Source organism: Agromyces sp. MMS24-JH15, assembly GCF_043518605.1.
Lineage (GTDB): Bacteria > Actinomycetota > Actinomycetes > Actinomycetales > Microbacteriaceae > Agromyces.
In genome coordinates this window covers 2,422,214-2,433,211 of record NZ_CP171358.1, presented here as the reverse complement: position 1 = coordinate 2,433,211, position 10,998 = coordinate 2,422,214, and the positions used below count along the sequence as shown (strand labels likewise).

Genomic DNA, 10,998 nt, shown 5'->3' with positions numbered 1-10,998 from the left:
CGCGGAATCCGGATCAGACGGCCCGACGGCGGAGCTTTCGCCGCTCGCGCTCGGAGAGCCCGCCCCAGATGCCGAATCGCTCGTCGTTCTCGAGCGCGTACTCCAGGCACTGAGCCCTGACCTCGCAACCGCCGCAGATGCGCTTGGCATCGCGGGTGGAGCCGCCCTTCTCGGGGAAGAACGCCTCCGGATCGGTCTGCGCGCAGAGCGAGTCGCTCTGCCAGGCCAGAGGGTTCTGATCGCCGACGCCCCCCCGGACGCCCGGTACGCCCAAGCGCACCGGATCGACGAACCAGTCCTCAGGTACCCCAGAACGATATTCAGGAATTCCCATATCGTCTCCCACCCAGTTGTACCGACCGCCACGCGGGCGTGTCAGGGACAATTACACCGGTGTGATTCGATCGCGTCAAGTCGCGGGATGTTAAACCCTCAATCCGGCATCGAGGCTTCATTCCGCGGTCGACACGCCGTCGGCGTGTCCGAGACGTGATCGGACCGGTCGGAGCGGCGGTGATCAGGCCGCCGCCCGTCGGGCGCTCCAGGCGCTGCGGACCATCTCGTCGAGCGAGTGGCGCATCCGCCAGTCGAGGTCGCGGGCCGCGAGCTCGCCCGTCGCGACGATGCGCGCAGGGTCGCCGACGCGGCGCGGCGCGATCTCCGGTGCGAACTCGATCCCGGTGACCCGGGCGACCGCGCGCATGATCTCGCCGACCGAGACGCCGTCGCCCGAACCGAGGTTGTAGGCGGGCTCGACGGGCTCGCCCGCGGCGAGGCGCTGCGCGGCGACGACGTGCGCCTCGGCGAGGTCGGCGACGTGGATGTAGTCGCGCACGCACGTGCCGTCGGGCGTCGGGTAGTCGTCGCCGTTGATCCGCGGCGTGCGGCCGTCGAGGAGGGCGTCGAAGATCAGGGGGAAGAGGTTGTGCGGGCTCACGTCGTACACCTCGGACGTGCCCGAGCCGACCACGTTGAAGTAGCGCAGGCTCGTGTGGCGCAGCCCGGCGGCGCGCCCCTGGTCGGCGATGAGCCACTCGCCGATGAGCTTGGACTCGCCGTAGGGCGATTCGGGGCGCTTCGCGGTCTCCTCGGTGACGAGGTCGACGTTCGGCGTGCCGTACACCGCCGCGCTCGACGAGAACACGATCCGCTCGACGCCGCGTTCGGCCATCGCCGCGAGCAGCGTCGCGGTGCCCGTGACGTTCTGGCTGTAGGTGTGCAGCGGACGCTGCACCGAGACGCCCGCGTACTTGAACCCCGCGAGGTGCACGACGCCCTGGATGTCGAAGCGCTCGAAGGTCGACTCGAGGAGCTCGCCGTCGAGGATCGTGCCCTGCACGAACGGCGTGCCGCCGGGAACGAAGTCGCGCCGGCCGCTCGAGAGGTCGTCGATCACGACCGACTCGATGCCCTTCGCCTCGAACGCACGCACCACGTGCGCTCCGATGTAGCCCGCTCCGCCGGTCACCAGCCAGGTCATGTCTCCGCCTCTCCGCACCGCACGGCGCGCCCCTCGATGCTAGCCGGGCGGGCGCGGCGCGGTTGCGGCGGTGACGGCGGGTGGAGTCGGTGCGGGCGGGTGGCGGGTCAGGCGGGGCGTCCGCCGCCGAGGCGGAATTCGTCGCTGCTCGACGACGGGCGATAGCCGTCCGAGCGGACGGATCGGACGGTGGCCGCGACGCCCCAGACGGCGAGGGCGATGACGAGTGCGATGAGGATGATTCCGGTCATGGCAGGAACGCTACGCATTGCGATATTCTGCCGAAAGTGGCAGGCTGGACAGCAACCAGCACATTCCTGCCAGCCAGGTGATCCCCGAGGAGGACGGATGCTCCGCACCATCGCCTGCGTCGCACTCCCCCAGATGGCCCCGTTCGAGTTCGGCGTCATCTGCGAGGTGTTCGGCATCGACCGCTCCGCGCAGGGCGGGCCGGCCTTCGACTTCCACGTCGTCGCCGCCGAGCCCGGTCCGATCCCCACGAAGATGGGCTTCGACGTCGTCGTGCACGAGGACCTCGAGGCCGCACGCACCGCCGACCTCGTCGCCATCCCCGCGTCGCTCATCGGCACGCGCACCGACGAGCGCGTGCTCGAGGTCATCCGCGACGCGGTCGATCGCGGCGCCTGGGTGCTCAGCGTCTGCTCGGGCGCGTTCACGCTCGGCCAGGCCGGCGTGCTGCACGGCCGCCGCGCGACGACGCACTGGATGTACACCGACCGGATGGCCGCCGAGTTCCCCGACACCGAGGTCGACCCCGACGTCCTCTTCGTCCAGGACGGCAACGTCGTCACCGGCGCGGGCACCGCCGCGGGCATCGACGCCGCGCTGCACATCGTGCGCGCCGAGCTCGGACAGGGTGCCGCCAACATCATCGCGCGACGCATGGTGATCCCGCCGCAACGCGACGGCGGCCAGTCCCAGTACATCCAGACGCCCGTGGTCGCGTGCCGGAGCGACTCGCTCGCGGCTGTCACCGAGTGGATGCTCGAGCACCTCGACGAAGAGCTCACCGTCGACCGCCTCGCACGCAAGGCGCTCATGTCGCCGCGCACGTTCGCCCGGAAGTTCCGAGCCGAGACCGGCACGACCCCGAACGCGTGGCTGAACCGCCAGCGACTGCTGCGCGCCCAGCAGCTCCTCGAGGAGACCGACCTCACGTTCGAGGAGATCGCCCGGGAGACCGGCTTCGGCGCCGCGGCCGTCATGCGGCACCACTTCCTGAAGGTGCTGCAGACGACCCCGACCGCCTACCGGCGCCTGTTCGGCGCCCGGCAGGCGCTCGCGTCGTAGGCGGGGCTACCGCCCGGTCGTCGCGACCCAGGCGATGCCCGCACCGGTGACGCGGAGCGCGCCCTCGTCCGGCGTGACGTACACCGCGTGGCCGCGCGGCACGTCGACGGCACCGGACGCGCCCTCGAGCCGCACGCCGTCGCGCTCCACGAGCACGATCGCGGGGCCGTCGAGCTCGACGCGCGAGGCATCCTCGCCCGGTTCGACGCGGTGCAGCAGGAAGTCCGGGACGTCCGGCCGGAACGTCTCGACGCCGGGCCCGCCGGGCTGGGGCGCGAGCAGCGGCGGCGGAATGGGGCTGAAGTCGAGCACGTCGACGAGCTCGTCGACGTCGATGTGCTTGGGCGTCAGGCCGCCGCGCAGCACGTTGTCGCTCGCGGCCATGAGCTCGATTCCGAGGCCGCGCAGGTACGCGTGGATGTTGCCGGCGCGCAGGTACAGCGCCTCGCCGCGACGCAGGCGCACGCGGTTGAGCAGGAGCGAGATCACGATCCCGGGGTCGCCCGGGTAGGCGGCGGCCAGCTCGCCGACCGTCTCGAACGATCGCGCCCACGGGGAGGCCGCGGCCTCCGCCGAGGCCGACAGGCGCACCACGCGGTCGACCACCCAGGCCGCCTCGCCCGTGTCGCCCCCGCGGCCGTCGTGCAGGAGCCACGCGACGGTGTCGTCGAGGCCGGTCGCGACGTGCGTCGCGAGCAGGTCGACCGCACCCGACTCGTGCGCGACGTCGGCCGCGTCGGCGGCGCGCAGGACCCCGAGGATGCCGGCCACCTCGTCGAGCGGTCGGAACCCGCTCAACGCGTCGAAGGTCTCGCTCACCGCGACGATGAGCTCGGGCTTGTGGAACTCGTCGCGGTAGTTGCGCTCGTACCCGTCGACGGGCACGCCGTCCGCCTCCTCGCGCGCGAAGCCCGCGCGCGCCTGCTCGGGCGTCGGATGCGCCTGGAGCGAGAGCGGCGCCGCCGCCGCGAGCAGCTTCAGCAGGAACGGCAGGCGCCCGGATGCCGCGAACCGCGGTCCGAGCGCGCGCTCCGGGTCGGCCGCGATCCAGGCCCGCAGGTCCACGGCTCCCCCGACGGCGTCGGGCTCGTCGATCCGCGACGGCGCGCCCGCGTGCGCGCCGAGCCAGAGCTCCGCCTCGGGCCGGCCCGACGGTGCGACGCCGCGGAAGGCCGCGATGTCGTCGTCGGCGCCCCACGCATAATCACGCGGGATGTTGCTGATGGCGACAAACATGGCTGCCGGTTCCTCTCCTCGTCGTGCGTTCAAGCTACAACGGCTTCGGGCCGTCGCGGGCCCGAAGCCTAGGCTCGGCGCATCCCACGACGACGAGGAGAACCCGCATGTCCTTCGAACCGCTCGCGAGCGACTTCTACGGCTACGCCGACCTGCTGACGGACCGCGAGCGCGCCGCGATCGCCGACCTGCGGGCCTGGCTCGAGGCGGACGTGAAGCCGATCATCGGCGGCTACTGGGAGCGCGCGGAGTTCCCGATGCAGGTCGTGAAGCCCCTCGCCGACCTCGGCGTCCTCTCCTTCGCGTGGGACGAGGTCCGGCCGTTCGAGAACTCGAGCGTCTTCCGCGGGTTCGTCGCGCTCGAGCTCGCGCGCGTGGATGCCTCGGTCGGCACGTTCGTCGGCGTGCAGAACGGCCTGGCGACCGGATCCCTCGCGGTCGCCGGCTCGCCGGAGCAGCGCGAGGAGTGGATCCCGAAGCTCGCGAGCGGCGAGGTCGTCGGCGCCTTCGGCCTCACCGAGCCCCTCTCCGGGTCCGACTCGGCGAAGGGCCTGCGCACCACCGCGCACCGCGAGGGCGACGAGTGGGTGCTGAACGGGCAGAAGCGCTGGATCGGCAACGCCACGTTCTCGGACATCACCGTCATCTGGGCGAAGGACGTCGCCGACGGGCAGGTCAAGGGATTCATCGTGCCGACGTCGACCCCGGGCTACGCGGCGACCAAGATCGAGGGCAAGATCAGCCTCCGCCCCGTGCAGAACGCCGACATCACGCTCACCGACGTGCGCGTGCCCGAGTCGCTCCGCCTCCAGCGCGCGAACTCGTTCCGCGAGACCGCGGCGATCCTCCGCGGCACGCGCGCCGAGGTCGCGTGGTCCGCCGTGGGCACGGCCGTCGGCGCCTACGAGGCGGCCCTCGCCTACGCGAAGGAGCGCCTGCAGTTCGGCCGGCCGATCGCGTCGCACCAGCTCATCCAGGAGCACCTCGTGAACAGCCTCGGAAACATCACGGCGTCGCTCGGCATGGTCGTGCGCGCCTCCCAGATGCAGGACGCCGGCACGCTGCGCGACGAGCACTCCGCGCTCGCGAAGGCGTATGCCACGTCGCGCATGCGCGAGACCGTCGCGTGGGCCCGCGAGGCGTGCGGCGGCAACGGCATCACGCTCGAGCACCACGTCGCCCGGTTCTTCGCCGACGCCGAGGCGCTGTACTCCTACGAGGGCACCCGGGAGATGAACACGCTCATCGTGGGTCGTGCGATCACCGGCGAGGCCGCGTTCGTCTGAGACCGGGCGCCCCCGCCCGCGCTAGCCTTGACCGCATGACCCCCGCCCGTCGTCACGCGCTCATCGGCGCCTTTGCGACGTTCGCACTCTTCACGGTGCTCGCCGGCCAGTTCTGGCGGAACCTGTTCGGCTGGTGGGGGTTCGGGATCATCGCCGGCGCGACCGTGATCGGCGCGGTCGCCGTGGTCGTCGTCACCCGCCCCCGGTGGAGTTGGCGACGGGTGCCGAAGTCCACGCTCGTGTTCCTCGCGATCGCGACCGCGTCGATCCTGTGGTCGGCGTACCCGGGCGCGACCGCGCTCGGGCTCGCGATCACCTACGCGACCGTGATCGTCGCGCTCGCGCTCGCGCTCTGCGTCGACTGGGATCGCATCGTCCGCTCGCTCGCGTCGGCGATCAAGTGGATCCTCGTGCTGTCGCTCGTGTTCGAGGCGTGGGTCGCCATCGTCGTCGGCGGGCCGGTGCTGCCGAACTTCGCGGACTTCGACACGACCGGCGACGTCCCCCAGGCGTTCTACTGGTCGCGCGGGCTGCTCCTCGAGGGCGGCCCGATCGAGGGGATCGTCGGCAACCGAAACCTGCTCGCGATGATCGCGCTGCTCGGCGCGATCGTGTTCGCCTGCCTGCTCGCCGCCGGCACGGTGCGGCGCGGGTCCGGCATCGCCTGGCTCGTGGTCGCGGGCGCGACGCTCGCGCTCACGCGGTCGGCGACCGTCATCCTCGACGCGGTGCTCGTCGCGATCGTGGTCGGGTTCGCGCTGTGGGCGCGGCGCGTGGGCCCGCTCCGCCGCCGGCCCGTGTACTGGGCGGCCGCCGGGCTGGGCGTGGCATCCGTGCTCGCGGTCTCACTCGGCTGGCGACTCCTGCTCGACGCGTTCGGCAAGAGCGAGGACCTGACCGGCCGGCTCGACATCTGGGAGTCCGTGACCGCGCTCGCGCTCGAACGCCCGATCGCCGGCTGGGGCTGGGTCGGCTACTGGAATCCGTGGGTCGAGCCGTTCGACGACCTCGCGGTCCGCAAGGGCGTGACCTACCTCCAGGCGCACGACGCGTGGCTCGACGTCTGGATGCAGCTCGGCATCATCGGCCTGCTCGCGTTCGCCGCGATCGCGCTCGGCGCGCTCTGGCGGAGCTGGTTCCTCGCGGTCGACCGCCCGATGGACGCGGCCGGAGCGTGGCGGCCGTTCTCGGCGGCATCCCTTATCCCGCTCCTGATCCTGGTCTCGCTCCTCGGGCAGAGCTTCGCCGAGAGCCGGCTCCTGCTCGAGGGCAACCTCGTCCTGCTCATCGTGATCGCGTGGGCGACCAAGAGCCGCCAGTGGCTCCCCGAGCCACTGCCCGCCGCACCGCTCCGACCGCGGTTCGACGCCACCGGGCCCCGATGAGCGGCGACCCTCCCGGCGCGCGGGTCCCGCGCGTCGCGCGCGACCTCGTCGGCTCCGCGCGGTTCGCCCAGGCGCTCGCGCTCGTCGCGATCGGCACGGCGTTCGGGACGTACGCGATCCGCTCGCTCATCGGATGGCCCGGGCTGATCGCGTGGCTCGTGCTGCTGCTCGTGCTGGCCGGCGCCTCGCTCGTCGCCCGCTGGCGCGCGGTCGAGTGGTACGGACTCCTCCCCCTCACGATCCTCGTGTTCGTGGGCTGGGCCGCGGCATCCGTGCTCTGGAGCGACACGACGCTGCTCAGCGCCGTCCGCGTGGCCTACCTCATCGCGTTCGGGATCCTCGGCGTGTACATCGCGCTCATGCGCGACACGATCCAGGTGGTGCGCGCGGTCGCCGACGTGCTGAGGGTCCTGCTGGGCCTCTCGCTCGCACTCGAGGTGCTGAGCGGCATCCTGCTCGACCTGCCGATCGCGTTCCTCGGCATCCGCGGCGACCTCGCGCAACTCGGCCCGATCCAGGGCGTCTTCGGCACCCGCAACATGCTCGGCTTCGTCGCGCTCGTCGCCCTGCTCACGTTCATCATCGAATGGCGCACCAAGATCGCCCGGCGCGGCAAGGCGATCGCCTCGCTCGTGCTCGCCGCGACCTGCATCCTGCTGGCCGGATCACCGACGACCTGGATCGCGCTCGGCGCCTCCCTCGTCAGCCTCGCCGCGCTCTACGGCCTGCGCCGGATCCCCGTCGCGGTCAGGTGGCGCTGGCAGCTCGCCCTGCTCGGCGTCACATCGGCCTTCCTGATCGCCGCGTGGATCCTCCGCCAGCGCATCATCGGCCTGCTCGACGCGCGCGCCGAGTTCGAGGTGCGCCTCGACGTGTGGCGCGAGGCATCCCGCTACCTCGCCTCGAACCCGCTCCAGGGCTGGGGCTGGGTCGGCGAGTGGCCGGACCTCGCCCCCTACATCTGGATCGAGCGGATGACCGGGCGCCATCACGCGTCGGCCCTCAGCGCGTGGGTCGACGCGTACTTCCAGGTCGGCCTGATCGGGGCCCTGCTGTTCGCCGCACTCGTCGCGGTCGCGCTCGTGCGGGCCTGGCTGCTCGCGTCGAACCGCCGCAGCGTCGTCTACCTCTGGCCCGCGCTCATGCTCGTGGCGATCGCGGTCACGTCGTTCGCCGAGAGCTTCGCGCTCGTCGAGGGCGGGTGGATGCTGCTCGTGCTGTGCGCGGTCAAGTCCGCCCGGGAGATGAGCTGGCGGGATGCGCTGTCGCGGACGCGGTCGGCGACGGGGCCGACGCACGACTCGTAGCGTCGGCGCGACCGGGCGCGGAGCGCCGCGGCGCCCGGGTCACGCCTTGTGCGCGAGCAGCACGAACTCGTTGTAGGTGAACGCGTTGCCCGCCGCGCGGGGGAACGGGAACGAGTAGCTCCGCTCGACGACGAGGCCCGCGGCCTCGGCGATCTCGGCGAGCCCGCGGAAGTCGACGAACTGCACGTGCGTCGCGTCCGACCGGTAGCCGCGCTCCTGCGGCGTGATGAAGCAGACCCGGCCTCCGCTGCGCAGGTACGGCAGGTACTCCTTCACGAGCGCGACGTCCGACTCCCGGTCCATGTGCTCCATGACGTGGGCGAACAGCAGCGAGTCGTAGGCCTCGGGCGTCGCACGATCCGACGCCCGGAACTCCTCGATCGTGTAGGCGTCCAGCCCGCGCTCGCGGGCGATCCCGATCGACGTCGGATTGTGGTCCACGCCCACGCCGTTCCCGTCGAGGTGGTCGAGGTTCCGGCCGAGGCCGCAGCCCACGTCGAGCGTCCGGCCGAGGTGCAGCCGCCGGATGTTCCACCGGTACGGCGCCTGCACGTTCAGCAGGCGGCGCCATCTCGCCGACTCGAGGTCGTTCAGGCGGTCGGCGTACTCACGTCCCGCGGTGGGGGCATCCTCAGGCTCCATCTGTCCTCCCCCGTCCACGCTACCGACCCGAACCTTCCGTCGTGCTCGGCCGCCCCGACGGTCGGGGATGTCTCGCAGCCGGATCCGCACGTGTCGCCCATCGGAGGAGGCCGAGGTGGATGCCGATGCCCACGATCGGCCCGACCGCGAGCGCGATGGGAACCGCGGCCGTGAGTTCGATCGGGAGGAAGAGCAGCGCGACGGTCGCCGCCGACGCGACCAGCCAACCGGCCGCGTACGCGGTGTGCATGTTCTGCGCGAGGACCGCCGGACCGGTCACGCAGAGCGCACCGATGCACCCGGAGGCGAGGATGAGCGCCGCGAGCAGGGCGCCCGACAGTGCGAACTCGGTGCCGACGAAGAACTCGAGCGCCCACGAACCGAGGATCCACGCCACCAGGGCGAATGCGACGGCACCCCCCGCCACGACGCCGAGCCACGTCCGCAGGATGCGCCACCGTCGTTCGGGGCTCATCGCGAACGCCGTGACGAGGTAGCTCTGCAGCGCCATCAACGGCACGAGGAGCGGCGCCCGAGTCAAGGTGATGGCGAAGATCAGCGACCCCAGCAGCGCCTGATCCATGCCGGCCTCGACGACGGCGAGGACGAGCGGGAACCCGTTGATGAGCACGGCCGTGGCCGACGCCGCCAGCACGGTCCGGGCGGCGTTCGCCGTGAGCCGACGGTAGCCGAGCATCGTCCGTCCCGCGGCGAGGAACCGACGACCGCCGATCACGAGGAACGCGAGCACGACGACGACGTACGGCGCGGCGACGGCCCACGCCAGGGCGCTCGTGCCGCCCCCGAGTGCGAGCACGACCGCGACGGCGACGAGCCTGAGCAGGCCGTCGGCTGCGATGATCAGCCCCATCACGAGCCACTTCCGGCGCCCCGCGAGGATGCCGCTCGCGACGGCGACGATCGCACTGAGGCCCGACCCGACGGCCGCCGGAACCGCGAGGTCCGCGTCCTCGGCGCCGAACGACGCCGGCGCCCAGAGCGTCGCGCTGGCGAGCATGACGGCGACGACGAGGATGCCGGCCACGCCTCCGAACACCCAGAGCGAGCTCCTGGGCGACGTCGCGACCGGTGCTGCGTCCGCCGCCGCCGTCACCCGGGTCGCCTCCTGCTGGATGCCGAAGAGGACGCCGACGACGAGGAACAGCGCCGACCAGAAGACGCCGAACACGGCGTACTCGGCGGCGCCGACGGCGCGGGCGGTCAACCAGAGGACGAGGTACCCGGCGATCCCGCCGACCACGGTGCCGGCGAGCATCCATGCGACGGACGGGCGGGACCTTCTCGCCGGCTCAGGCTCATCCACGGCCACGGTCGGCATTCCCTTCGATTGGTACACTGACGGAGAGCTTACGCGCCGCCCGATCCGGCTCGCGCGATCCCCCACTGGAGTGCACGTGACCGATCCCGCCTCGCACGAGGCTGCCGATCAGACGTTCGTCGACATCGTGATGCCGTTCTGGGGCGACCCCGACCAATTCCGACTCGCCGTCGAGAGCGTGCGGCAGCAGGACGCCGACGGGTGGCGCCTGATCGTCGTCGACGACACCTATCCCGATCCAGCCCCCGGCGAATGGGTCGGCTCACTCGGCGACCCTCGGATCGAGTACCGCCGGAACCCCGTGAACCTCGGCGTGAGCGGCAACTTCCGCGAAGCCGTGCGCGTCGCATCCGCGCCGTACACCGTGATCATGGGATGCGACGACCTGCTGCTTCCCGGCTACGTGCGTCGGATCCGCGAGCTCGCCGATGACCATCCGGACGCCGCGTACCTGCAACCCGGCGTGCAGGTGATCGACGGGGACGGCCGACTCGTCACGCCGCTGGCCGATCGCGTGAAGGCCCTCTACCGTCCGAGGGTCGCGGGAAGTCCCCGGGTCCTCGGCGGAGAAGCGCTCGCAGCGAGCCTGCTTCGAGCGAACTGGACCTACTTCCCGTCGATCGCGTGGCGCACGACCGAGCTCAAGCGGTTCGACTTCCGCGCCGACTACGAGGTCGTGCTCGACCTCGCCCTGCAGGTCGAGATCGTGGACTCCGGAGGGACGATGGTGCTCGACGAGCGTCCGGTGTTCCAGTACCGCCGCCACGCCAAGAGCGTGTCGGCTTGGCGTGCCGCCGAGGGCTCGCGTTTCGCGGAGGAGCGACGCTATCTCGCGGAAGCCACCCGGACGATGCGCGACCATCGCTGGCCGAAGGCGGCACGGGCCGCCTCGACGCGACTCACCTCACGGCTGAACGCCATCACCGTCCTCCCCGCGGCGCTCGTCGCACGGGATCGTCGGGGCATCCGATCGCTCGCCCGTCACGCCTTCGGTCGTTGAACGGGCGACCGG

The 10,998-nt window shown here is 71.8% G+C and carries 11 protein-coding genes; 5 read left to right on the top strand and 6 right to left on the bottom strand.

The features are described 5' to 3' along the window. Window positions 1–13: 13 nt before the first annotated feature. The 3 genes from ACDF64_RS11015 to ACDF64_RS11005 form a co-directional block, all read right to left on the bottom strand. Window positions 14–334, bottom strand: coding sequence for a WhiB family transcriptional regulator (locus ACDF64_RS11015; protein WP_394551236.1), 321 nt, complete (start codon window positions 332–334; stop codon window positions 14–16). 183 nt (window positions 335–517) lie between these two features. Further along, a complete protein-coding gene (gene galE, locus ACDF64_RS11010; RefSeq protein WP_394551234.1) occupies window positions 518–1,480 on the bottom strand; it encodes a UDP-glucose 4-epimerase GalE in 963 nt (320 codons plus the stop codon). A gap of 107 nt (window positions 1,481–1,587) precedes the next feature. Then, a complete protein-coding gene (locus tag ACDF64_RS11005; RefSeq protein ID WP_394551232.1) occupies window positions 1,588–1,731 on the bottom strand; it encodes a hypothetical protein in 144 nt (47 codons plus the stop codon). A gap of 97 nt (window positions 1,732–1,828) precedes the next feature. Between ACDF64_RS11005 and ACDF64_RS11000 the strand changes: the two genes are divergently transcribed. After that, on the top strand, window positions 1,829–2,791 hold the full coding sequence (locus ACDF64_RS11000) for a GlxA family transcriptional regulator (protein ID WP_394551230.1): 963 nt from the start codon (window positions 1,829–1,831) through the stop codon (window positions 2,789–2,791). 6 nt (window positions 2,792–2,797) lie between these two features. On the opposite strand, the gene manA is transcribed toward ACDF64_RS11000, so the two are convergent. Further along, window positions 2,798–4,027 (bottom strand): mannose-6-phosphate isomerase, class I, encoded by a 1,230-nt coding sequence (gene manA, locus ACDF64_RS10995; protein WP_394551228.1) that lies wholly within the window; start codon window positions 4,025–4,027, stop codon window positions 2,798–2,800. A gap of 107 nt (window positions 4,028–4,134) precedes the next feature. Here manA and ACDF64_RS10990 point away from each other — a divergent pair, with 107 nt between their 5' ends. The 3 genes from ACDF64_RS10990 to ACDF64_RS10980 are packed head-to-tail and all read left to right on the top strand — an operon-like array spanning window position 4,135 to window position 8,005. Further along, window positions 4,135–5,313 (top strand): acyl-CoA dehydrogenase family protein, encoded by a 1,179-nt coding sequence (locus tag ACDF64_RS10990; RefSeq protein ID WP_394551227.1) that lies wholly within the window; start codon window positions 4,135–4,137, stop codon window positions 5,311–5,313. 35 nt (window positions 5,314–5,348) lie between these two features. Next, window positions 5,349–6,698, top strand: a complete 1,350-nt coding sequence (locus ACDF64_RS10985) for an O-antigen ligase family protein (protein ID WP_394551225.1) — start codon at window positions 5,349–5,351, stop codon at window positions 6,696–6,698. Further along, the gene (locus ACDF64_RS10980; protein ID WP_394551224.1) at window positions 6,695–8,005 is read left to right on the top strand and encodes an O-antigen ligase family protein; all 1,311 of its coding nucleotides are present in this window, start codon (window positions 6,695–6,697) and stop codon (window positions 8,003–8,005) included. The genes ACDF64_RS10985 and ACDF64_RS10980 overlap by 4 nt, the downstream gene beginning before the upstream one ends. Before the next feature lie 39 nt (window positions 8,006–8,044). Here the strand turns inward: ACDF64_RS10980 and ACDF64_RS10975 are convergent, their stop codons facing one another. Together ACDF64_RS10975 and ACDF64_RS10970 are read right to left on the bottom strand one after the other, a co-directional pair. After that, a complete protein-coding gene (locus ACDF64_RS10975; RefSeq protein ID WP_394551222.1) occupies window positions 8,045–8,665 on the bottom strand; it encodes a class I SAM-dependent methyltransferase in 621 nt (206 codons plus the stop codon). 1 nt (window position 8,666) lies between these two features. After that, the gene (locus tag ACDF64_RS10970; RefSeq protein ID WP_394551221.1) at window positions 8,667–9,923 is read right to left on the bottom strand and encodes a hypothetical protein; all 1,257 of its coding nucleotides are present in this window, start codon (window positions 9,921–9,923) and stop codon (window positions 8,667–8,669) included. Between the two features lie 139 nt (window positions 9,924–10,062). Here ACDF64_RS10970 and ACDF64_RS10965 point away from each other — a divergent pair, with 139 nt between their 5' ends. Continuing rightward, entirely contained in the window at window positions 10,063–10,986 is a 924-nt protein-coding gene (locus ACDF64_RS10965; RefSeq protein ID WP_394551219.1) for a glycosyltransferase family 2 protein, read from the top strand. Window positions 10,987–10,998 lie beyond the last annotated feature (12 nt).

What these genes read in the sequence shown, in the direction of transcription:
- ACDF64_RS11005 (WP_394551232.1), bottom strand. Translation starts at nt 1,731, where the DNA reads ATGACCGGAATCATCCTCATCGCACTCGTCATCGCCCTCGCCGTCTGG.
- galE (WP_394551234.1), bottom strand. Translation starts at nt 1,480, where the DNA reads ATGACCTGGCTGGTGACCGGCGGAGCGGGCTACATCGGAGCGCACGTG.
- ACDF64_RS10970 (WP_394551221.1), bottom strand. Translation starts at nt 9,923, where the DNA reads ATGCTCGCCGGCACCGTGGTCGGCGGGATCGCCGGGTACCTCGTCCTC.
- ACDF64_RS10980 (WP_394551224.1), top strand. Translation starts at nt 6,695, where the DNA reads ATGAGCGGCGACCCTCCCGGCGCGCGGGTCCCGCGCGTCGCGCGCGAC.
- ACDF64_RS11000 (WP_394551230.1), top strand. Translation starts at nt 1,829, where the DNA reads ATGCTCCGCACCATCGCCTGCGTCGCACTCCCCCAGATGGCCCCGTTC.
- manA (WP_394551228.1), bottom strand. Translation starts at nt 4,027, where the DNA reads ATGTTTGTCGCCATCAGCAACATCCCGCGTGATTATGCGTGGGGCGCC.
- ACDF64_RS10990 (WP_394551227.1), top strand. Translation starts at nt 4,135, where the DNA reads ATGTCCTTCGAACCGCTCGCGAGCGACTTCTACGGCTACGCCGACCTG.
- ACDF64_RS11015 (WP_394551236.1), bottom strand. Translation starts at nt 334, where the DNA reads ATGGGAATTCCTGAATATCGTTCTGGGGTACCTGAGGACTGGTTCGTC.
- ACDF64_RS10985 (WP_394551225.1), top strand. Translation starts at nt 5,349, where the DNA reads ATGACCCCCGCCCGTCGTCACGCGCTCATCGGCGCCTTTGCGACGTTC.